The 21,253-nt window shown below is 74.4% G+C and carries 15 protein-coding genes and 1 riboswitch; of the genes, 9 read left to right on the top strand and 6 right to left on the bottom strand.

The annotated features are described in order from the left end of the window. Positions 1-14 precede the first annotated feature (14 nt). The 4 genes from cydC to ACZLKG_RS11695 are packed head-to-tail and all read right to left on the bottom strand — an operon-like array spanning position 15 to position 6,298. Complete coding sequence (cydC, locus tag ACZLKG_RS11710; RefSeq protein WP_463648821.1) at positions 15-1,940, bottom strand: thiol reductant ABC exporter subunit CydC; 1,926 nt, start codon at positions 1,938-1,940, stop codon at positions 15-17. After that, positions 1,937-3,601, bottom strand: a complete 1,665-nt coding sequence (gene cydD, locus ACZLKG_RS11705; RefSeq protein ID WP_425708403.1) for a thiol reductant ABC exporter subunit CydD — start codon at positions 3,599-3,601, stop codon at positions 1,937-1,939. The genes cydC and cydD overlap by 4 nt, the downstream gene beginning before the upstream one ends. Then, the gene (cydB, locus tag ACZLKG_RS11700; protein WP_463648820.1) at positions 3,598-4,755 is read right to left on the bottom strand and encodes a cytochrome d ubiquinol oxidase subunit II; all 1,158 of its coding nucleotides are present in this window, start codon (positions 4,753-4,755) and stop codon (positions 3,598-3,600) included. Before cydB ends, cydD begins: the two co-directional genes overlap by 4 nt. 31 nt (positions 4,756-4,786) lie before the next feature. Then, positions 4,787-6,298, bottom strand: a complete 1,512-nt coding sequence (locus tag ACZLKG_RS11695) for a cytochrome ubiquinol oxidase subunit I (RefSeq protein ID WP_425712861.1) — start codon at positions 6,296-6,298, stop codon at positions 4,787-4,789. A gap of 483 nt (positions 6,299-6,781) precedes the next feature. On the opposite strand from ACZLKG_RS11695, the gene ACZLKG_RS11690 reads away from it, so the two are divergent. Next, positions 6,782-10,753, top strand: coding sequence for an Rne/Rng family ribonuclease (locus tag ACZLKG_RS11690; protein ID WP_463648819.1), 3,972 nt, complete (start codon positions 6,782-6,784; stop codon positions 10,751-10,753). 99 nt (positions 10,754-10,852) lie between these two features. Here ACZLKG_RS11690 and ACZLKG_RS11685 read toward each other — a convergent pair whose 3' ends face one another. Further along, positions 10,853-12,235 carry a DUF4921 family protein gene (locus ACZLKG_RS11685; RefSeq protein ID WP_463648818.1) on the bottom strand — a complete coding sequence of 461 codons (1,383 nt, stop codon included), beginning with the start codon at positions 12,233-12,235 and terminating at the stop codon, positions 10,853-10,855. 213 nt (positions 12,236-12,448) lie between these two features. Here ACZLKG_RS11685 and rplU point away from each other — a divergent pair, with 213 nt between their 5' ends. From rplU to ACZLKG_RS11660, 5 genes are all read left to right on the top strand, one after another. Further along, positions 12,449-12,766, top strand: coding sequence for a 50S ribosomal protein L21 (rplU, locus tag ACZLKG_RS11680; protein WP_425708399.1), 318 nt, complete (start codon positions 12,449-12,451; stop codon positions 12,764-12,766). 83 nt (positions 12,767-12,849) lie between these two features. Then, the gene (rpmA, locus tag ACZLKG_RS11675) at positions 12,850-13,107 is read left to right on the top strand and encodes a 50S ribosomal protein L27 (RefSeq protein ID WP_425708398.1); all 258 of its coding nucleotides are present in this window, start codon (positions 12,850-12,852) and stop codon (positions 13,105-13,107) included. Between the two features lie 130 nt (positions 13,108-13,237). Beyond that, entirely contained in the window at positions 13,238-14,761 is a 1,524-nt protein-coding gene (gene obgE, locus ACZLKG_RS11670) for a GTPase ObgE (protein WP_463648817.1), read from the top strand. A gap of 89 nt (positions 14,762-14,850) precedes the next feature. Beyond that, positions 14,851-15,999 carry a glutamate 5-kinase gene (gene proB / locus ACZLKG_RS11665; protein ID WP_463648816.1) on the top strand — a complete coding sequence of 383 codons (1,149 nt, stop codon included), beginning with the start codon at positions 14,851-14,853 and terminating at the stop codon, positions 15,997-15,999. Positions 16,000-16,215: 216 nt separating this feature from the next. After that, a riboswitch (SAM riboswitch) is annotated at positions 16,216-16,327 on the top strand. 284 nt (positions 16,328-16,611) lie between these two features. Then, complete coding sequence (locus ACZLKG_RS11660; RefSeq protein ID WP_463648815.1) at positions 16,612-17,607, top strand: hypothetical protein; 996 nt, start codon at positions 16,612-16,614, stop codon at positions 17,605-17,607. A 236-nt stretch (positions 17,608-17,843) separates the two neighbouring features. Here ACZLKG_RS11660 and trxA read toward each other — a convergent pair whose 3' ends face one another. Further along, entirely contained in the window at positions 17,844-18,221 is a 378-nt protein-coding gene (trxA, locus tag ACZLKG_RS11655) for a thioredoxin (protein WP_425708394.1), read from the bottom strand. Positions 18,222-18,335: 114 nt separating this feature from the next. On the opposite strand from trxA, the gene ACZLKG_RS11650 reads away from it, so the two are divergent. The 3 genes from ACZLKG_RS11650 (at position 18,336) to ACZLKG_RS11640 (ending at position 21,208) form a co-directional block, all read left to right on the top strand. Continuing rightward, positions 18,336-19,622, top strand: a complete 1,287-nt coding sequence (locus ACZLKG_RS11650) for a glutamate-5-semialdehyde dehydrogenase (RefSeq protein WP_425708393.1) — start codon at positions 18,336-18,338, stop codon at positions 19,620-19,622. A gap of 177 nt (positions 19,623-19,799) precedes the next feature. Further along, complete coding sequence (locus ACZLKG_RS11645) at positions 19,800-20,408, top strand: hypothetical protein (protein WP_425708392.1); 609 nt, start codon at positions 19,800-19,802, stop codon at positions 20,406-20,408. Continuing rightward, a complete protein-coding gene (locus ACZLKG_RS11640; protein WP_425708391.1) occupies positions 20,408-21,208 on the top strand; it encodes a PspA/IM30 family protein in 801 nt (266 codons plus the stop codon). Before ACZLKG_RS11645 ends, ACZLKG_RS11640 begins: the two co-directional genes overlap by 1 nt. Positions 21,209-21,253: the final 45 nt, after the last annotated feature.

Below are 21,253 nucleotides of genomic sequence, written 5' to 3'. Positions count from 1 at the left end.
GTCGTGGCGCCCGCTCAGGTCGTGGCGCCCGCGTGGGCCGGGCGGTCCCCACGCTCGGCCCGCCACGCGTCAGCGTACGGCGGGTGGCCGGCGATCAGCTCGGCGTGGGTGCCGCGGGCGAGCACCCGCGCGGGTGCGGCCGGCGCGCCGGCATCGTGCGCGCCGGGTTCGCGTCCGAGGACGATGACCTCGTCGGCCGCGGCGAGCGGGGCCAGCCGGTGCGTGACGAGCAGGACCCCGCGCGGACCTCCCGCGTCCGTCGCCCCGGTCCGCGGGGTCGTCAGCAGGTCGGTGACGAGCTCGTCGGCCAGCTCGGGGTCGAGATGCTCCGCCGGCTCGTCCAGCAGGACCAGCGGTGCGCGCGACGCGAGCGCGCGGGCGAGCAGGAGGCGGCGGCGTTCGCCGCCGGAGATCGTCGTCGCGTCGCTGCCGAGCCGGGTGGCGAGCCCGTCCGGCAGCCCCGCGAGCCACTCGCCGAGGCCGACCTGCGTCAGCAGCGCGGCCGCCTCGGTCGCGGTGACGTCGCCTCGGCCCACGCGCAGGTTCTCCAGCACGCTCGTGGCGAAGACGTGGGCGTCCTCGGCGGTGAGCGTGACGGTCGCGGCGCGCAGGTCCGAGGTCAGGCCGGCCGGGTCGCGCTCGTCGATCGTCACGGCGCCCGCCGTCGGCTCGAGCAGGCCGGCGAGCGTGGCGAGCACGGTGGACTTGCCGATCCCGGAGGGGCCGACGACGGCGACCGACCGGCCCGGGGTGAGGTCAAGGTCGACGCGCGCGACCGTGGGTCCGCCGGGCCAGGCCACCTCGAGGTCCTGTGCGAGCAGCCGGGGAGCGGGTGCGCTCCTCGTCGCGGTGGTGGCCGAGGGCGCGGCTGTCGGGGGAGCGCCGGTCGGCGCCGACCCACGAGCCTCCACGGTCGGCGACCCGCCCGCCGGTGCGGACGCCGTGGATGTGCCCGCCACACCGGTGGGCGCCCCCGCCGCGTCCACGAGGGAGAGCACCCGCCGGGCGGCGGCCGCGCTCGTCACCCGCTGGACGGCCGCCTGGCCGAGGATCGCGGTGCCCTCGAAGCTGGCGAGCGGCGTGAGCACGACGACGCACAGCCCCACCTCGGACAGCTGCCCGGCGCCGACGGCCGGGATGCCCAGGACGAGTGCCCCGACGACCGCCACGGCCATCCCCACGAGGTCGAGCCCGGCGGCGACCGCCCGGGCGCGGCCGATCACGTCGCGCTCGCGGGCGAGGCGGTGCTCGGTGACCTCCAGCGCGGCCATGGCCGCCCCGACTCGGCCCGCGGTCTGCAGCTCGACTGCGCCGTCGACGAGCGCGCCGGCGTGCGCCGTGAGGTCGGCCCGCGCGGCGACCTGCGCGGTGGCCGCGCGCCGTGCCGCGGTGGCCGTGATCGCCGGGGAGACCACGCCCGCGAGCAGCAGCCCGGCGGCGAGGGCCGCGCCGGCTGCGGGCAGCAGGAGGCCGACGATCGCCACGGACACGAGGCCGACGCCGAGGGCGACCGCGCGGGGGACGGTGGAGCGGACGACGAGGTCGCCGATCGCGTCGACGTCCTCGCCGGCGCGGGCCAGCAGGTCGCCGCGCCGCAGCCGGGCGACGACCTCCGTGCGGCCGCCGGCGAGCGCGCGGTAGGTGCGCTCGCGGAGCGTGGCGACGCCGTCGAGGGCGACCCGGTGGGAGGCGAGGCGCTCGAGGTAGCGGAACAGGGCCTTGGAGATGCCGAACGCGCGTACCCCGACCGCCGCGACGGACAGCGTGAGCACGGGTGGGTGCTGGGAGGCCCGGGCGATGAGCCATGCCGAGACGGCGGTGAGCCCGACGCCGGCGCCGACGGCGAGCACGCCCAGGAGCACGGCCCAGGCCACCCGCCACCGCCGGACGCCGAGCATCGCGGTCGCGCGCCGCAGCACGGTCCGGTCGCTCCTGGTCATGCCCACGTCCCGACCTCCGCCGAGGCGACCTCGACCACCTGGTCGGCGACCGAGACGAGCGCGGGCCGGTGGGCGACGACCAGCACGGTGCGCCCCGCGTCCCGCAGCGCCCGCACGGCGTCGAGGACGTGGCTCTCGGCGTCGGCGTCGAGGTGGGCCGTGGGCTCGTCGAGCACCACGAGCGCGGCGCCGGTGACGAGCGCGCGCGTGAGGGCGAGCCGCTGGCGCTGCCCGACCGACAGGCCGACGCCGCCGTGGCCCACGACCGTGTCCCAGCCGTGCGGGAGTCCGGCGAGAACCTCGTCCAGGCCGGTGGCGCGGGCGGCGGCCGCGAGCGCGTCGGCCTTCGCGCCCGGGGCGACGTTCTCGGCGACCGTGCCGGGCAGGATCGTGGGGCGCTGCGGCACGTAGGCGACCTGCTCCCACCACGAGTGCCGGTCGACGTCGGCGAGGTCGGTCTCCGTGCCGTCGGCCGACCGTACGAGGGCCCGGCCGGCGTCGGGGGCGAGGACGCCGAGGGTGGTGAGGGCCGTCGTCGTCTTGCCCGACCCCGACGGGCCGACGAGCGCCGTGACCTCCCCGGGTGCGATCTCGGCGTCGAGGTGGGCGGGGGCGAGACGGTCGCGGTCGCCGGCACGCACGCCGAGGCCCCGCAGGAGCAGGGTCGCGCCCCGCAGGTCGGGGGCGGGGGCGGTGCCGGACCCGGCGGCCGGGGCGTCGAGCACGGCGAACGCCTTCTCCGCGGCGGCGACACCGTCGGACGACGCGTGGAACTGGGTGCCGACCTCGCGCAGCGGCCGGAAGACCTCGGGCGCGAGCATGATGCACACGAGCGCGCCCTCGAGGCCGACGAACCCGTAGACGAGCCGCATGCCGACGCTGACGGCGACGAGCGCCACGCAGATCGAGGTGAGGAACTCCAGCACGGCGCCGGACAGGAACGCGAGCCGCAACGTGCGCATGGTGGCGGCCGACCATGCTCGTCCGAGCTCCCGCACGCGACGCGCCGGCCCGTGCTCGCGGCCGAGCGCGGCGAGGGTGGCCAGGCCGGCCATGAGGTCCACGAGCTGGGCGCCGAGGCGGGACATCGCGGCCAGGCGGGCGTCGGCGAACTGCTGCGTGAGCCGCCCGATGAGGATCATGAACACCGGGATCAGGGGGATCGTTACGGCGAGGAGGATCGCGGAGGTGAGGTCCGCCCCGAGCACGACGGCGAGCGTGGCGGGCGTGACCGTCGCGGCCAGCAGCAGCTGGGGCAGGTAGCGCACGAGGTAGGGCTCGAGGTCGTCCAGGCCCCGCACGGCGAGCGTGACGGTCTCGGCGCCGTGCTCCGCCCGCCAGCGGGGCCCGAGCGCGAGCGCGCGGGTGAGCACGCTCGCGCGCAGCTCCGCGACGACGTCGGTGGCCGCCCGGTGCGCGACTGACTCCTGGGCGCCGTGCACGAGCGCGCGGGCGACCAGGACGACGCCGAGCCAGATCAACGGCGTGCGGACGTCGGTGAGGGTGGCGCCGCCCTCGATCGCCGCGGCGAGGATGCGCGCGAGGAGGAGGACCTGCGCGATCACCAGCGCCGCCGTCGTGGCCCCGGCCAGGGCGACGACGACGACGTAGCGCCGCGCCGCACGGGCGTGCGCGAGGAGGCGGGGGTCGAGCGGCTTCACGCTGTCGGCGCAGCGTCGTCGTCGGACCCGGCGTCGGACCCGTCGTCGGACCCGGCGTCGCCCCTGTCCGACCTGGCGGCGACCCGGACCGGGACGGTGACCCGCCGGTCGAGGCCGGCGGGCGTGTCGGGCAGGACGTCGGCGTTGATCCGGCGGCGGAAGACCCAGTACGACCACGCCTGGTAGGCGAGGACCAGGGGGACGAAGACGAGCGCGACGATGCTCATGACGACGAGCGTCGGCCCGGTGGCCGCGGCCTCGCGGAAGGTCAGCGAGTACGCGGGGTCGACCGAGGAGCGCATGACGTCGGGCGCCATGGCACCGAAGATCAGCACGACGGCGGCGACGATCGTCACGGCGGAGCAGACGAACGACCGCCCCTCCTGCTCGCGGTGCGCGAAGAACGCGGCGCCGACCAGGCCGACCGCGGCGACGACCAGCGGTGCCCACGTCCACACGTGGGCGGAGTGGGCGAGCTGGGCCCACAGCCCCCAGGCGGCGCCGACCACGAGGGCGATCAGCGAGAGCGGCTTGGCGGCGGCGACGGCCTGGTCGTGCACGGTTCCGGCCGTCTTCCAGGCGAGGAACACCATGCCGTGGGCGAGGAACAGCACCGCTGTGAGCAGGCCGCCGAGGATGGTGAACGGGGTGAGGAGCGAGAGCAGGCCACCGGTGAGCTGGGCGTTGCCGGCGTCGTCCCGGACGATCTCCATGCCCTGGACGAGGTTGGCGAACGCGACCCCCCACAGGACGGCGGGCACCCAGGCGGAGATCGTGTGGAGGAGGTCCCAGCGCCGGCGCCAGGCGGGGTCGGTGACCTTGCCGCGCCACTCGATGGCGCAGATCCGCACGATGAGCGCGACGAGGATGACCAGCAGCGGCAGGTACATGCCCGAGAACATCGTGGCGTACCACTCGGGGAACGCCGCGAACATGGCTCCGCCCGCGGTGATCAGCCACACCTCGTTGCCGTCCCAGTGCGGGCCGATCGCGGACAGCATGGTGCGCCGCTCCTTGTCGCGGCGCTGCGCGTCGCCGCGGGGCAGGATCGTCAGCAGCATGCCGACGCCGAAGTCGAATCCCTCAAGCACGAGGTAGCCGGTCCACAGGACCGCGATGAGGACGAACCAGACGAGGGGAAGCGCCTCGGTCATGTCGATCGGTCTCCTTGTCGGGTCGGGCGGTTCAGTAGGCGAAGGACAGCGGCTGGTCGTCGTCGGCGGGGTCCGGCTCGGGCGCGGGGGCGGGGTCGATCCCCTCGCGGACGTACCGGCGCACGAGCCAGAACCAGACGACGCCGAGCGCCGCGTACAGCAGGGTGAACGTCACCAGCGAGGTGAGGACCGTCGTCGAGGTGACGACCGTGGACACGCCGTCCGCCGTGCGCAGCCAGACCTGGTCGACCGGGTTGTCCGGGTTCGGGTGGACGACCCACGGCTGTCGGCCCATCTCGGTGAAGATCCAGCCGAACGAGGAGGCGAGGAACGGCATGGGCAGCGAGACCAGGCACAGGCGGGAGAACCAGCGCGAGCCGGTCACCCGTCCTCCGCGCAGCGCCCACAGACCCCACACCGCCAGGGCGGCGGAGAACACGCCGAGCCCGATCATCAGGCGGAAGCTCCAGTACGTGACGACGAGGTTGGGGCGGTAGTCGACCCCCTCCCCGTAGAGCTCCTCGTACTCGGCCTGGACGTCGTTGACGCCCGGCAGGTAGCTCTCCTCGCCGGCGAAGCTGTTGGTTCCCATGAACGAGGTGACGCCGGGCAGCTCGAAGAGGTGGATGGCGTTCTCGCAGTCGTTCGACAGGTCGCCGATCGCGAGGATGGACAGGGGGACGGACTCGCCGCCGTCGCAGACGGCCTCGGCGGAGGCCATCTTCATGGGCTGTTGCTCGTACATGAGCTGGCCCTGGTGGTGGCCCGTGAGGATCACGGCGACGCCGGAGATCACCACCGTGATCAGGCCGACCATCGCGCCCGGTCGCCACACGTGCCGCGCCTCGGCCTCGGCCTGGTCGCCCTCGTGGGCGAGGCCGGAGGCGGGGGAGCCCGCGCCGCGGACGGTGCGCACGATCCACCAGCCGCACACGCCGGCCACGAGCGTGCCCGCCACGAGGAAGGCGGCCGCGACGGCGTGGCCGAACGCGGCGATCGCCGTGTTGTTCGTGATGACCTCGAGGAAGCCGCCGATGCCGTCGAGCTCGGCGCGGCCCGTCTCGGCGTTGTAGACGGCCCCGACGGGGTGCTGCATCCACGAGTTCGCCGCGATGATCCAGTACGCCGACAGGTTGACGCCGATCGCCACCATCCAGATGCACGCCAGGTGCAGGCCCTTGGACAGGCGTTCCTTGCCGAAGAGCCACAGGCCGAGGAACGTCGACTCAAGGAAGAAGGCGGCCAGCGCCTCGATGGCGAGCGGGGCGCCGAAGATGTCGCCGACGAACCGCGAGTACTCCGACCAGTTCATGCCGAACTGGAACTCCTGGACGATGCCGGTGGCCACGCCGAGCGCGAAGTTGATGAGCAGGATTTTGCCGAAGAAGTTCGTCAGCTTGAGCCAGTGATCCTTGCCGGTGCGCCACCAGAACGTCTGCATGAGCGCGACGAGCGGGGCCAGGCCGATCGTCAGCGGGACGAGGATGAAGTGGTAGACGGTCGTGATGCCGAACTGCCACCGGGCGAGCTCGAGGGCTTCCACTTGGCTGTCCTTCCGGGCAGGGCTGTCGCACGGGTGAGCGCGGCTGCCGCCACGGTAGGAAGCGACACCGCGTCAGTGCCGGGACCAAGGTCCTGCGAGGTGACGCGACGTCGCGATCTGTGGGCGGGGGCGGGCGGTGCGCTGGGATGCGGGACGTGGGCGAGGTTGCAGGGTCCGGACGGCCTCCGTGTGGGATACTCGCCGGGACCCTGCCGCGGGGCCGTTCCCCCGCGCGGGGTCCGACGACGAGTTCCACGTCGGTGAGCAGGACCGGTTCGCGCCGCCTCAGAGCGCCGCCGCGACCGTACTGCGCAGCCGACAGGCCGCCGGGCGCCACCGTCCGCGCGGGTGAGGGGCGCGCCGTCGGTGCGCCGGCCGTTCTCCGGTAGGTGCGCGACCCAGGACTTCCGTCCGCGCACGCCGCGGACGAACCGAAGGCCCGCGAGCCGAGGGACGGCCGGCGCGTCGGGCGGAAGGAACTGCATGACCGAGAGCTCCGAGCCCACGGCAGAAGCAGCAGAGCAGACCCCCGAGGCACCTGCGACGAAGGCTCCGCGCAAGCGGGCGCCGCGCCGGGCCACCACGGGCGCGGCAGTCCCGGAGGCGACCTCGGCCGAGGACGCCACCGTAGCCACCGAGGACGTCGCCTCCACCGGGGCCGGCTCTTCCGCCGAGACCACCGCGTCCTCCGGTGCAGCCACGGCCGCCGACGACGCGACCCCCACCACGAGCGCCACGTCCGACGAGAGCGCCGCGTCCGCCGCGGACGAGACCGCCGCGCCCAAGGCCACGCGCACCCGTGCGACCCGCACCCGCGCCGCCTCCACGCGGTCGACCAGCACCCGGTCGACCACCACCCGCACCTCCCGGGCACGCAAGGCAGCGCCCGCCGCCGATGCAGACGCCGCCGTGCAGGCGACGACCGACGCTCCCACCGACGCGACCGCAAGCGCCGCCGCAGGCGCGTCGACCTCCACCGACGAGCCGTCCACCACGGACTCCGGCACGGCGACGAACGACGCCGCCTCGGCGACGAACGACGCCGTCACGGCCGCGGACCCCGCGTCGACGACGAACGACGCCGCGACCACCGAGGACACGGACGGCGCGCCCGCGGCAGCGAGCACCGACCTCACGGCCGACCTCGAGGCGCTCAGCGCGTCGCGAACGGGTAGCGCGGGCACCGCCGCAGCCGCCGGTACCCCGAGCACGACCGGAACGTCCGGTCGCGGCACGACCTCCGGCACGCGTCGCGCCACGTCGCGCCGACGTGCCGCCACCAGCGCCCCCACCACGCCGGAGCCCGCCGAGGCGCCCGCGCCCGCGTCCACCGCCCCGGCGTTCACCGCGCCCGGTGCAGACGCCGTCGCAGCCGAGGCTGCGCCCGCCGAGACCGGGTCGGCCGATCTCACGGACGCCGCCAAGGAGACCTCCGCCCCTGCGCAGAAGCCGCGCCGGAGCCGACGCGCGACCGCCCCGACCCGCGAGCCCGACCAGAACCTCGACGTCCTCGCCGAGCTCGGGGTCGCCGATGACGAGTCCGCGGCCACGGCCGGGGCACCCGGCCAGGGCACCGCCGAGGACGATCGTCCGAGCACGATCGCGCAGGACGCCGACCAGAAGAGCGGCGACCAGCAGGACTCCGACCGGCGCTCGGACGAGTTCGCGCCGGCGCGCGGCGCCACCGACGAGAGCGCAGAGCCCGACGAGAGCGCAGAGCCCGACGAGGACGACGCGAACGACGAGGAGTCCGCAGAGGCGCGCCTGCCCGCGGCAGCGCTCCTCTTCCAGGCGCCGGACCCGGCCCGCGCGCGGCCCCGGCGCCGCGCTGTCGCTCCCGCCGGCACGCCGGAGATCCGCTTCGGCGGGCCGGGGACCGGCGCCGACGACCAGGCCGACGACGATGTCGCGGATCAGGCGGACGACGACGAGTCCGACTCGTCGACGGGCTCGGGCGGGCGCGGCGGCTCGGGCCGGCGCGGCTCGGGACGACGCTCGGGCAGCCGCCACGGCGGCGCTCAGGCGCAGGACGACTCCTCCCGGGACCGCGCGGACGACAACGGTTCCGAACCGGGCGACGGCAACGACTCCGACGACTCGGACGACTCGGACGACTCCTCCGACGACGGGCAGAACGGCGAGGGTGGCGGCAACCGACGCCGACGCCGGCGGGGCGGCCGCGGCCGACGCAACCGGTCCGGCTCGCGGGGCTCCGGCGACGGCTCGAACGACTCGGCCGACGACGGCTCGGACGACTCCGCCGGTGGTGACTCGTCCGGGTCCCGCCGGGGCGGCCGCGGCAGCCGGGACGACGCCGACGGCGACGACACCAACGGTGACGTCACCTCCGGCGACGACGCGAACGGCAACGGCTCCAACGGCGACGACGGGCACGACGACAAGCACCAGGACGGCTCGAGCTCGCGCCGCCGGCGTCGTCGGCGCCGCTCCGGCGGTCAGGGCGACGACGACGGGGGTGCGGCGCGCGCCCGCAACGAGGTCACCGCGCTCAAGGGCTCGACGCGGCTCGAGGCCAAGCGCCAGCGCCGCCGCGAGGGACGCGACGCCGGACGGCGTCGCACGACGATCTCCGAGTCGGAGTTCCTCGCCCGCCGCGAGTCCGTCGAGCGCACCATGCTCGTGCGCGAGCAGGACGGCCTCAACCAGATCGCGGTGCTCGAGGACGGCGTTCTCGTCGAGCACTACGTCGCCCGCCACACGCAGACCTCGATGGTCGGCAACGTCTACCTCGGCCGCGTGCAGAACGTCCTGCCCTCGATGGAGGCCGCCTTCATCGACGTCGGGAAGGGCCGTAACGCCGTCCTCTACGCCGGTGAGGTCAACTGGGAGGCCGCCGGGATGGAGGGCCAGCCCCGGCGCATCGAGCAGGCACTGAAGTCCGGCGACCACGTGCTCGTGCAGGTCACCAAGGACCCGATCGGCCACAAGGGCGCCCGCCTGACGTCGCAGATCACGCTCGCGGGCAGGCACCTCGTGCTCGTCCCGTCGGGCGCCATGACCGGCATCTCCCGCAAGCTCCCCGAGGGTGAGCGGAACCGGCTGAAGAAGGCGCTCAAGGAGATCGTTCCCGCCGGCGCCGGCGTCATCGTGCGCACCGCCGCGGAGGGCGCGACCGAGGAGCAGCTGCGCAGCGACGTCGAGCGACTGACGAAGATCTGGGACGACATCACGAAGAAGTCCTCCGGCAACGCCAAGGCGCCCGCGCTGCTCAAGGGCGAGCCCGAGCTCGCGCTGCGCGTGGTCCGGGACGTCTTCAACGAGGACTTCAGCAAGCTCGCCGTCTCCGGCGACACCGCATGGCGGACCATCAGCGAGTACGTGGGCGACATGTCCCCGGACCTCGCCGAGCGGCTGCACCACTGGACCGACGAGAAGGACCTGTTCGCCGAGCACCGCGTGGACGAGCAGCTCGCCAAGGGCATGGACCGCAAGGTCTGGCTGCCGTCGGGCGGCTCGCTCGTCATCGACCGCACCGAGGCGATGACGGTCGTCGACGTCAACACCGGCAAGTTCACCGGCTCGGGCGGCACGCTCGAGGAGACGGTCACCAAGAACAACCTCGAGGCCGCGGAGGAGATCGTCCGCCAGCTCCGGCTGCGGGACATCGGCGGCATCATCGTCATCGACTTCATCGACATGGTGCTGCCCGCCAACCGGGACCTCGTCGTGCGCCGCCTGCTCGAGTGCCTCGGGCGCGACCGCACGCGCCACCAGGTGGCCGAGGTGACGAGCCTCGGACTCGTCCAGATGACGCGCAAGCGCGTCGGCCAGGGCCTCGTCGAGGCCTTCTCGACGCCGTGCGAGCACTGCCACGGACGCGGGTTCGTCGTCCACGACCATCCGATCGAGCGCGGAGACGCCGCCGAGGCGCAGATCGCCGACTCCTCCGACCAGGGCGGCAGGCGACGTCGTGGGCGCGGCGGTTCCGGCCGCGGCTCGGGCGGCGGCTCCGGCAACGGGGGCGGCAACGGCGGGTCCGGCGGCAAGGGATCGGGCTCCAACGGCTCCGGCAAGGGACAGGGTGAGAGCTCCGAGGAGTCGAAGCCCGAGCCCGATCGCGAGGCGGTCCGGCTCACGCTCGCGCAGATCGCCGCCGCGGCGGCCCACGCGCATGAACGCGAGGGTTCGGCGTCGTCGGCGCCGGAGGCGGACGGCGGCGCGTCGGACGACGCGGCCTCGAAGGGACGAACCGAGGCGGACGGCGAGTCGCCGATCGGCGAGGCGTCGGAGAGCGCGACGTCGACGAGCAGCCAGGAGGACGCCGCGTCCTCGTCGGCCGACGACGGTACCGGCTCGCCGGAGCATGCTGCAGCGGTCGCCGAGCCGGCCGAGGACCCGAGCGACGCACCGGCCACCACGCCGGCACCGCGGCGTCGTCGGGGCTCGCGCCGCGCGACGAGCGCACCGGTGAGCGATCCCGCGACGTCGGAGTAGCCGCCGGCGTCGACGAGTGAGGGGGCGGTGGTCGCGAACTCGCGACTGCCGCCCTCGCTCGTGGGCCACGACCCGCACGCTCGACGAGCTCGGGCGGGGTCAGCGGACGAGCGGGTGGTAGCGCAGGGGATTGGGCCGGCACTCGGCCTCGGTCGCGATGCGCATGTCCGCGGCGATCCTCCCGTCGTCGCGCAGGGTGTAGAGCCGGTCGACGATCCGGTCGCGCAGCGTCCACGGGTCGATGGTGTTGAGGTAGATCTTCGTGCCGCCCTCGAACCCCGCGAGGGTCGAGACGCGCCACTTGAGCATGATCCGCCACGGCATCGGCTGGTCGACGTCGGCGGGCTGGTGGTGCCACTCCTCGTTGGAGGGCACGAGCGTGCCGGTCGCCGCGTGGGCGGCGTGCACGAGGTCGGAGACCGCGCGGAGCTCCTCGTCGGAGTGCTCCCAGGGCGCGGTGCGTGCCGAACGGGAGTAGATCTCGACGGTGGGGTAGCGGTGGCCGAACCCGGCGAACGCGATCGCGTGGTCGTTCTCCGCCACCACCAGGTTCTGGTACTGGGCGTAGTTGACGGCCGCCTCGTTGAACAGGTTGGGGTTGGCGCGCAGCCGCTGGAGCTCGAGCTCGGCCTGGGTGCCCCGCTCGTCGATGGCCACGAGCTGCTTGTGGAGGTGGTCGAACGATGCGCCCGCGGGCTTCAGCCAGTTCTGGAACACCGCGACGTAGCGGGCATACCGGTTGGCCTCGTAGAGCGAGTGCAGGGCGTCGACCGTGAACGCCGTGTACCGGTGGTGCTCGTCGGGGGTGAGAGTTCCCGAGGAGGCCAGGTCGGTGTCCGTCGTCGCGTCGTCGGTGAAGTGGCGCCTCGCGACGACGACGTCGTGCCCGCCCCCGAAGAACGCCGTGGCGTGGCTGAGGCGCTCGGCGGCGTCCATCGACTGCCAGGTCGTCGTCGTGTCCCCGGCGGCCCGGAGGCGCTGGCCGACCACCCGGGCGACGTGCTCCTCGCCGTCGGGCGTCGCGAGGTACGCCTCTCGACGACGCGCCACGTCCTCGGGCACCTCGTATCCGTAGTTCTGGTGCCAGTAGTCGAAGGAGAGGATCTCGAACAGGTTGGGGATGCGGCGCAGCTCCGCGACGGTGTCGAACATCCGTGCCGCCGGGAGGCCGCGGAGGAGCTCCCAGTCGTCAGGGTTGCCGCCCTTGCTTCTCCTGGCTCCCGCGGCGCCCGGCCCCGCTCGACGCACGAGCCGGGCCTTCTCGGGCGGCGTCTCGTCGTAGCGCAGGTGGCAGAACGCGCAGTGCCGACCGTGCAGGTCCGGGTCCAGCGCGACCGGCTCGGTGGCCGGCTGCCCGACCGGCCGGTGCGCACGTCCTGGGACGGTCCAGACCTCGGTGCCCGTGAACGGGGAGACCTGCTTGATCGTCCCGTCGGTCATCCTGGTCAGCGGTGCCGCGCCGGGTGCGTAGGGCTGGGGCATCCCTCCACGGTAGTGCGGCGGGCAGGCGCCTGTGCGGGATCACACAGGCGGTACGGGCCGTCGCCGCACGTCTCAGCCTTGCCGCCGGGCGGGGCGGTGCGTAACCTGGGGCGTCGGCGCGCGCTGCGCCGATCGAGAAGAACCCCCGAGGCCGACAGGCCGAGGCGCGCCCGCCACCGGTGGGCGGCAGGTTCCCCCAGCAGCGATACAGAGATGAGCAGCAACGTGGTCTACGCGATCGTCAAGGCCGGCGGCCGGCAGGAGAAGGTGTCCGTCGGCGACATCGTCGTCGTCAACAAGATGGCCGGTGCGCCCGGCGACACCGTCGAGCTGACCCCGATCCTGCTCGTCGACGGCGAGAAGGTCACCACCTCCGCCGACGGCATCTCCGCCAAGGTCACCGCCGAGATCGTCCGTGCCGAGAAGGGCAAGAAGGTCACGATCCTGCGGTACAAGAACAAGACGGGCTACAGCCGTCGCCAGGGCCACCGCCAGTCGCTCACGCGGCTCAAGGTCACCGGCATCAGCTGACCCAGCGACCGGCCCCGGCCGGTCACCCCACCACGACGCACGCGCGCGAGCGCACCACCTCTACCGAAGAGAGAGCAGACGAGATGGCAACGAAGAAGGGCGCCAGTTCCTCGAAGAACGGCCGCGACTCCACCGCGCAGCGACTGGGCGTCAAGCGCTTCGGCGGTCAGGTCGTCAAGGCCGGCGAGATCCTCGTCCGCCAGCGCGGCACCCGCCTCCACCCGGGTCTCGGCGTCGGCCGTGGCAAGGACGACACGCTGTTCGCCCTCGAGGCCGGCACCGTGCAGTTCGGCCGTCGTCGCGACCGCAGCGTCGTCAACATCGTGCCCGTGGAGGCCTGAGCACCACCCATCCACGTCGACGAGGGGCGGACGGCATGATGCCGTCCGCCCCTCGTCGTACCCGGCCCGCCCGGCCGACCGCACGTCGTCCCTCGTTCCTCGCCCGCTCCCGTCCCATCCGGAGGACCCCATGGCCAGCTTCGTCGACCGGGTCGTCCTGCATGCCGCCGGCGGCAACGGCGGGCACGGCGTCGCCTCGATCCGCCGCGAGAAGTTCAAGCCCCTGGCCGGGCCCGACGGCGCGAACGGCGGCAACGGCGGGGACGTGGTCCTCGTCGTCGACCCCCAGATCCACACGCTGCTCGACTACCACCACTCGCCGCACCGGCGCGCGCCCAGCGGCGGCCAGGGCGCGGGCGACATGCGCCAGGGCGCGAACGGCGCGGACATGATCCTCGGCGTCCCCGACGGCACAGTCGTGAAGTCCGCCGACGGCGAGGTCATCGCTGACCTCGTCGGCGCCGGCACGTCGGTCGTCATCGCCGCCGGCGGCCGCGGTGGACTCGGCAACGCCGCGCTGGCCTCCCCGCGCCGCAAGGCGCCCGGCTTCGCCCTCCTGGGCGAGGAGGGGGAGGAGCGCGACGTCGTCCTCGAGGTCAAGTCCGTCGCCGACGTCGCGCTCGTCGGGTTCCCCTCCGCCGGCAAGTCCTCCCTCATCGCGACCGTCAGCGCCGCGCGGCCCAAGATTGCGGACTACCCGTTCACCACGCTCATCCCCAACCTGGGGGTCGTCATGGCCGGGGAGGAGCGCTTCACCGTGGCCGACGTCCCCGGCCTCATCCCGGGCGCGTCCTCCGGCAAGGGCCTGGGGCTGGAGTTCCTCCGCCACGTCGAGCGGTGCGCGGTGCTCGTCCACGTCCTCGACTGCGCCACCCTCGAGCCCGGCCGCGACCCCATCTCCGACCTCGACACGATCGAGTCCGAGCTCGCCGCCTACTCCGCCGACCTCGACATCGCCGGCTCGGGCGTGCCGCTCATGGAGCGGCCCCGCGTGGTGGTGCTCAACAAGATCGACGTGCCCGAGGCGCGCGAGCTCGCCGAGTTCGTCCGCCCCGACCTCGAGGCGCGCGGCCTCAAGGTCTTCGCCGTGTCCACGGCCACGCACGAGGGCCTGCGCCCGCTGACGTTCGCCCTGTCGGAGATCGTGGCCCGGGCGCGCGCCGAGGCGGGTCCGGCGGTCGCGCCGCGCGTGGTGCTGCGGCCCACCGCGGTCGACGACGCCGGCTTCACCGTCACGCGCAAGGGCAGTGCCGACGAGCCGTTCTTCCAGGTGCGGGGCAGGCGCCCCGAGCGCTGGGTCAAGCAGACCGACTTCGGCAACGACGAGGCCGTCGGCTATCTCGCTGACCGTCTCGCGCGGCTCGGCGTCGAGACCGAGCTGATGAAGGCCGGGGCCGTTCCAGGCGACACGGTCGTCATCGGCCCCGCCGACGGCGGCGTCCTGTTCGACTGGGAGCCGACGATGACCACCGGCGCCGAGCACCTCGGACCGCGCGGCACCGACCTCCGGGTCGAGGACGAGCGACGCCGCCCCACCCGCGCCGAGAAGCGCCGCGAGTTCCACGAGTCGATGGACGCCAAGACCGCCGCGCGCGAGGAACTGTGGACCGAGCGCAGGGCCGGCCACTGGGCCGACCCCTCCGACCACGAGTGAGCGCGGTTCTGCCCCGCGAGTGAGCGCATATCGGTCCGGGCGGCTGGACGCGCGCCGGGAGCCCCCGGCCCCCGCGGCACAATGTCCCGGTGAGCTTCCCGACCGTCCACCGACCCCTCGCGAACCGTGCGCTCCTCGCGCGGGCGGGGTGCGTCGTCGTGAAGATCGGATCGTCCTCCCTCACCAGGAGCGACGGCGCGCTCGACCTCGAGCGCATCGGCCAGCTCTCCACCCTGCTGGCCACGCGCGTCGCGCCGGGCCGGCAGGTGGTGCTCGTCAGCTCGGGCGCCATCGCCGCCGGCATCGCGCCGCTCGGGCTCAGCGCCAGGCCGAAGGACCTCGCCACGCAGCAGGCCGCCGCCTCCGTCGGTCAGGGCATGATCCTCGCCCGCTACACGGAGGCGTTCGCGCGGCACGGGCGGCGGGTCGGTCAGGTCCTGCTCACCGCCGAGGATCTCGTGCGCCGCCAGAGCAACGTCAACGCCGCGCGTGCCCTCGACCGGCTCCTCACCCTCGGCGTCACGCCGATCGTCAACGAGAACGACGCCGTGGCCACCGACGAGATCCGCTTCGGCGACAACGACCGGCTGGCCGCACTGGTGGCCCACCTCGTGCGGGCCGATGCGCTCGTGCTGCTCACCGACGTCGACGGTCTCTACGACGGCCACCCCGCCTCGCCCACCTCCTCCCTGATCCCCGTGGTGTCCGGGCCCGAGGACCTGGCCGGCGTCCAGGTCACGGCCCGCGGCTCGGCCGTCGGCACAGGGGGCATGGTGACGAAGCTCGAGGCGGCCGCGATCGCCACCGGCTCGGGCATCCCGGTCGTCCTCACCGACGCCGACCACGCCGCCGACGCCCTCGCCGGCCGGCCCGTCGGCACCTGGTTCTCGGCACGTGGACGCCGGATGTCGGCCCGGCGCCTCTGGCTCGCCCATGCGGCCCGCCCGCGCGGCAGCGTCGTCGTCGACGCCGGGGCCGCCGCCGCCGTGGGGGAGCGCCAGCGCTCGCTGCTGATCCCCGGCATCACCGAGGTGGTCGGCGACTTCGAGGCCGGGGACGTCGTCGAGATCCTCGGTCCGGACGGGCTCGTCGCCCGGGGCGTCACCGGGTACGACGCCCGCGAGCTCGCTGCGCTCGTCGCCGCGCCGGCCGAGGAGCGGGCGAAGCTGCGGCCCGCCGTGCACCGCGACGACCTCGCCGTCATGCGGGACGTGGGCGGGCGCGCGCAGGGCCGCTGAGGCGGCTGCTCCGCCGCCATGGGCCGCGTCCTGGCAACGAGTGCGGGGACAGGTGGACGAGGTCGGGGATCTAGTCCCCGCACTCATGGTCTTTCCCCCGCACTCGTCGCGGTGGGCGTCGCCTGTCCCTTCACCACAACCGCCCGACGTCCGACAGGTGAGACGTGACCGCTCCCTCGTTGACGGACGCCCGTTGCGGTGCCTACGGTCCATCCAGGTCTTGAGAACCAGTGCGAAGCCCCGGCTCGCTGGTCGGCAACCCCCCTCGTGTGGCGGGGGTGCTCCGGGTGATGACCTGGCTCCACGTCCGTGGAGCAACGCCCGGCGCAGCAGGCGCCCTTGCACGAAGGATCCGGACATGATGCAGCAGGTGAGCACCCACCGATCCAGCTCCACCCTCCTCCCGGCGATGATGTGCATGCGCCCGGGCTGTCGGCGAATGTCGGCCTGACAGCCCGGAGACACCAGCGACGCCGCGCGCCCGCGCCGCGTCAGACCGGTCGAGGTGCGGCCCACCGGGACGAGTGACACGTCCCGCCCGCACGACTCCCGGTCATCGCACAGCCGTCGGCGCAGCCGCCGACGGCGGGAACCCGTGAGGACCCTCCTGCCATGAGCACCACACTGATCTCTGCCCGAACCGCCACGTCCACGACGACGAACGGCCCCGTGACGACCAGCCCGACGACCACCCCCGCGACGACGGGCACCGCGATCCGCCGGACCCCGGCTGCGCAGGCGCGGCCCACGACGCCGACCGCTCCGGCTCCGTCCGGCGCCCGCCCGGCATCGGGACGGATCGGCGGCGCGATCGTCGTCGACCTGTCGGGCCTCGGCGCGGCCGTCACCGACCCCGAGGCCGACCTGCCCGTCGACACCGCCGACCTGCCCCGGCTCGCCCGGCATGCCCACGCGGCGCGCCAGACGGGCCTGACCGAGGTCGCGCTCTCGCCCGCGTTCCACCTGCGCTCGGACGCGCCGTGGCGCACCGACGCCGGATCCGACGCCCGGCGCACGGGCGAGCGCCTCACCGATGCCGGCGTCGACGTCCTCCTGCCCGGAGGCACGGACGCGCACGGCGCCGGGTCCGTGCCGGCCGGCGCGGGCCTCACCGCCGACTCGGCGCGCCACGCCGCCGCGACACGGGCCTCCGCGAGCCGTGCGCGCACCGCGGGCGTCACCCGGGCGCCGGCCGGTACCCGCGTGCGTCCCGCGCCCTACGTCAACGCCGTGGACGAGGGCCTGGCCGCGGGGCGCGCCGGCGGCACGGTCGTCGTACGGGCCGTCCACCACGAGCGGGTGCGCGAGTTCGTCGCCGCCGTCCGGCGTGGCGCGGCCGAGGCCGGCGCGGAGGTGCGCGTGCTCGTGGAGCTCCACGTGGCGATCGCCGAGAGCCGCGAGCGGGCGCTGGCCCGGACCGAGCTCGTGGCCGACATCGCCGCCGTCGAGCAGCGGGACCTGCCCTGGACGGGATCCGCCGCCATCATCGGCTCGCCCGAGGACGTGCTGGCGGAGGCGCGCGGCTTCGCCGACCTCGCCGATGGCCTGGTCCTCGTCCCGATCTCGGTGCCCGCCGACCTCACGGCAATCCTCACCCACCTCGCCTGATCGGCATCCGCCCGCCCTGTGTGGCGAGTGAGCGGAGTTCTGTCCGGTGACGGGCGTGCCGAACTTTGCTCGGCGAGTGAGCGCGGTTCTGTCATGTGTGCCGCCGCGGTGGGACAGCTGTCCGTCCGACGAACGACGAAGCGCCGTCCCTCCGGTCGTGGAACCGGAGGGACGGCGCTTCGTCGTCAGGTCGGTCGCGCGGCAGAACCGCGCTCACTCGCCAGGCGGAACCGCGCTCACTCGTCGGAGTGGCCGGCCTCGTGCTCGGCGATCTGCTTCCTGATCTCGTCCATGTCCAGCTCACGGACGGCGGTGAGGATCTGCTCGAGGTTCTTCGCGGGGACGGCGCCCGGCTTGTTGTAGACGAGCACCCCGTCGCGGAACGCCATGAGCGTGGGGATCGACGTGATCTGCAGCTGGGCGGCGAGCTCCTGGTTCGCGTCCGTGTCGACCTTTGCGAAGGTGACGTCCGGGTTCTCCTCGGAGACCTTCTCGTAGACCGGGCCGAACTGCTTGCACGGCCCGCACCAGTCGGCCCAGAAGTCCACGAGCGTGATGCCGTCGCCGGTGATCGTGCTCTGGAAGTCGTCCTGCGTGATCTGAGTGGTCGCCATGTGGCGCTCCCTTCGTCCGTGGGCGTGCCCGCCGCGGGCGGAGCACGTCTTCCACCCCGTCCAACCGAGGAGACCCCCGGGCCATTCCCGGGCCCTCGGAGGTAGTTTGCGCACATGACTTCTCCCACCGACGTCGACGTCCGCGAGGCCGTCCGCGCGATCTGCGCCGAGGCGAAGGAGGCCGGTCGTGCGCTCGCCACCGCGACGCGCGCCACCAAGGACGCCGCGCTCGACGCCATGGCCGACGCCCTGGTCGCCGGCTCCGCCCGGATCGTCGCCGCCAACGCGACCGACCTCGAGCGCGGCCGCACCTCCGGCATGAGCCCGGGCCTCCTCGACCGCCTCGCCCTCGACGAGACGCGCATCGCCGCGATCGCCGATGCCCTGCGCGAGCTGGCCGCCCTGCCCGACCCGGTCGGCGAGGTCGTCCGCGGCTCCACGCTGCCCAACGGACTGCGCCTGCGGCAGGTGCGCGTGCCCATGGGCGTGGTCGGGATGATCTACGAGGCACGCCCGAACGTCACGGTCGACGCCGCCGGGCTGGCCGTGAAGTCTGGCAACGCCGTCGTGCTGCGCGGCGGCTCGGCCGCGGCGTCCTCCAACGAGGTCATCGTCGAGATCCTCGGCGAGGCGCTGCTCGCGGTCGGCCTGCCCGCCGAGGCCGTGCGGTCCGTCGACGCCCACGGGCGGCAGGGCGCCGTCGAGCTCATGCGCGCCCGCGGCCTCGTCGACGTCCTCGTCCCGCGCGGGGGAGCGGGCCTCATCCAGACCGTCGTCGCCGAGGCGTCCGTGCCGGTCATCGAGACCGGCGTCGGCAACGTCCACGTCTACGTCGACGCGAGCGCCGATCTCGACCAGGCCGTGCCGATCATCCTCAACTCCAAGACCCAGCGGGTGGGCGTGTGCAACGCGGCCGAGTCGCTCATCGTCCACCGCGACGTCGCCGAGGAGCTCCTTCCCACGCTCTACGCGGCGCTGGCGGAGAAGGACGTCACGGTCCACGGCGACGAGACAGCGCACCGGCTCGCGGAGGGCGGCACGGTGCGGTACGAGCCCGCCACCGACGAGGACTGGGGCACGGAGTACCTCTCGGCCGACCTGGCCGTGCGCGTGGTCGACTCCCTCGACGAGGCCCTCGACCACATCCGGCGGTGGTCCTCGGGCCACACGGAGGTCATCCTCACGCGAGACACCACCTCGGTGCACCGCTTCACCACGGAGCTCGACGCCGCAGCCCTCATCGTCAACGCCTCCTCGCGGTTCACCGACGGCGGCCAGTTCGGCCTCGGCGCGGAGATCGGGATCTCCACGCAGAAGCTGCACGCCCGCGGCCCGATGGGCCTGGGCGAGCTGACGACGACGACGTGGATCGTCGAGGGCCAGGGCCAGATCCGTGAGTAATGGCCAGGGCCAGATCCGCGAGTAGCAGGCCCGGCCAGCAGGCCCCGGCGCGTCGGCGTCGTCGGCCGTCGGCGAATCCGGCGGCCGCGGGCGACGCCGTCCCCGTATCCTGGTCGGGCAGCCGTCCGGTCACACGCCGTCGGCCGTCCCGCCCACCCGCAACGTGCAGGAGATCAGATGCCCGAGGTCGTCGAGGTCCTGCTGTGGATCGCCGGCATCGGCGCGGCCACGACCGCGGTCGGGGTGGGCAGCGTCTGGTACGGCGTGCGGCGGCTCTCACGCAGCAAGGGCATGCGGCGCCGCATCGAGCAGGGCGAGCTCAACGTCCGGGCACTGTCCTCGGACCCGACCGTGCGCGAGGTCGCCAAGCACCGCCTCGCGATGCGCCGCTCGACCGACGCGACCGACCGGGCCCTGGAGGCCGCGCGCGAGGCGGGCCGTACCGTCGGGGACCTCCCGCAGGTCGCCGCGGACCTCGAGCGCGCCTACCGGGAGATCGACGACGACCTGCGGGTCGTGGAGAACGAGCCCGACGCCGGCATGCGGCACCGCCTGCTCACGGACCTCCTGCCGGACATCCGGACGCACGAACGACTCTCCGGGGACCTGCGCCGCTCGCTGCTGCACTCGCGCTCGTCGTCCTCCACCCCGGCCCTGCGCCGCGCAGCCGACGACCTCATGCTCGAGGCCCAGGCGCTCGGCGCGCTGGGCGACGGCGAGGAGCGCCGCACCGAGCACGAGTCGGACCGCGTGCGGCGCTCGCGCCGCCGCTCCGAGGACGACTGATGGGCGTCGGCCGGCGGATCTTCGGCATCGGCCGGGCCGAGGGCAACGACCGCCGCCGGCGCCGCCGTGAGGCGAAGAACCCGCCGCCGGACCCCGCCACCGAGATCGCCGAGGCCGTCCGCCGCCAGCGCGCCGCCGTCGACGACGCGCGTCGGGCCGTCGGCGAGCTGACCGTCCAGCGCCGCCGCACCGAGCTCCTCCACGAGCGTGCCGAGCTCGAGGTCGAGGGGCACGAGCGGGCGGCGGCCATCGCCGTCGAGCAGGGTGACGACGCGGCGGCGCGGGCTGCGCTCGGCCGCGCGCTCGAGGCCGCGGCGCCGCGCGACCGGCTGGCCGACCAGCTGGCGGTGCTGCGCAACAAGGAGGAGGACCTGCGGGCCGGGGTGGGCCGGCTCGAGGCGCAGGTCCATGAGGTCGAGTCCCGGCGTCGGGCGCTAGCGGCCGACCGGGAGGCTGCCCGCGCCTCCGCGACCATCGCGCAGGCGATGCGCACCGACGTGCCCGGCTCGACGGCGGAGGCCGTCCGCGCGGCCGAGCGCGAGGTCCACGAGCTCGAGGGTCGCCAGGCCGCGTACGAGGAGCTGGCCTGGACGGACTCCGGCTCGCACCAGGTCCACGACGCCTTCGACCGGCTCGGCCGCGAGGCCCGGATCGAGGCCGAGCTGCGGCGCCTGCACGGCTGGGACCACGGGGGAGACCGCAGCGGCGACCACGGCAGCGACCACGGGCCGGGCCACGGGAGAGACCGCGGCGGCCAGCGCGGGGGAGGGCCGGGCGAGATCGGCCGAGGACCCGCCTGACAACCCCGCGCGAGCTGCCGTGCGACACTGGCTCCCGAACTCGAA

The organism is Georgenia sp. Z2081, from assembly GCF_055326445.1.
The sequence above is the reverse complement of the archived record's forward strand: the minus strand, read 5'-3'. Positions and strand labels throughout refer to the sequence as shown.

Excerpts from the sequence above, each read along its gene's own strand:
- rpmA (WP_425708398.1), top strand. The coding sequence starts at position 12,850 with ATGGCAACGAAGAAGGGCGCCAGTTCCTCGAAGAACGGCCGCGACTCC.
- ACZLKG_RS11685 (WP_463648818.1), bottom strand. The coding sequence starts at position 12,235 with ATGCCCCAGCCCTACGCACCCGGCGCGGCACCGCTGACCAGGATGACC.
- ACZLKG_RS11650 (WP_425708393.1), top strand. The coding sequence starts at position 18,336 with ATGACTTCTCCCACCGACGTCGACGTCCGCGAGGCCGTCCGCGCGATC.
- cydC (WP_463648821.1), bottom strand. The coding sequence starts at position 1,940 with ATGACCAGGAGCGACCGGACCGTGCTGCGGCGCGCGACCGCGATGCTC.
- trxA (WP_425708394.1), bottom strand. The coding sequence starts at position 18,221 with ATGGCGACCACTCAGATCACGCAGGACGACTTCCAGAGCACGATCACC.
- cydB (WP_463648820.1), bottom strand. The coding sequence starts at position 4,755 with ATGACCGAGGCGCTTCCCCTCGTCTGGTTCGTCCTCATCGCGGTCCTG.
- obgE (WP_463648817.1), top strand. The coding sequence starts at position 13,238 with ATGGCCAGCTTCGTCGACCGGGTCGTCCTGCATGCCGCCGGCGGCAAC.
- rplU (WP_425708399.1), top strand. The coding sequence starts at position 12,449 with ATGAGCAGCAACGTGGTCTACGCGATCGTCAAGGCCGGCGGCCGGCAG.
- ACZLKG_RS11645 (WP_425708392.1), top strand. The coding sequence starts at position 19,800 with ATGCCCGAGGTCGTCGAGGTCCTGCTGTGGATCGCCGGCATCGGCGCG.
- ACZLKG_RS11660 (WP_463648815.1), top strand. The coding sequence starts at position 16,612 with ATGAGCACCACACTGATCTCTGCCCGAACCGCCACGTCCACGACGACG.
- ACZLKG_RS11640 (WP_425708391.1), top strand. The coding sequence starts at position 20,408 with ATGGGCGTCGGCCGGCGGATCTTCGGCATCGGCCGGGCCGAGGGCAAC.
- ACZLKG_RS11690 (WP_463648819.1), top strand. The coding sequence starts at position 6,782 with ATGACCGAGAGCTCCGAGCCCACGGCAGAAGCAGCAGAGCAGACCCCC.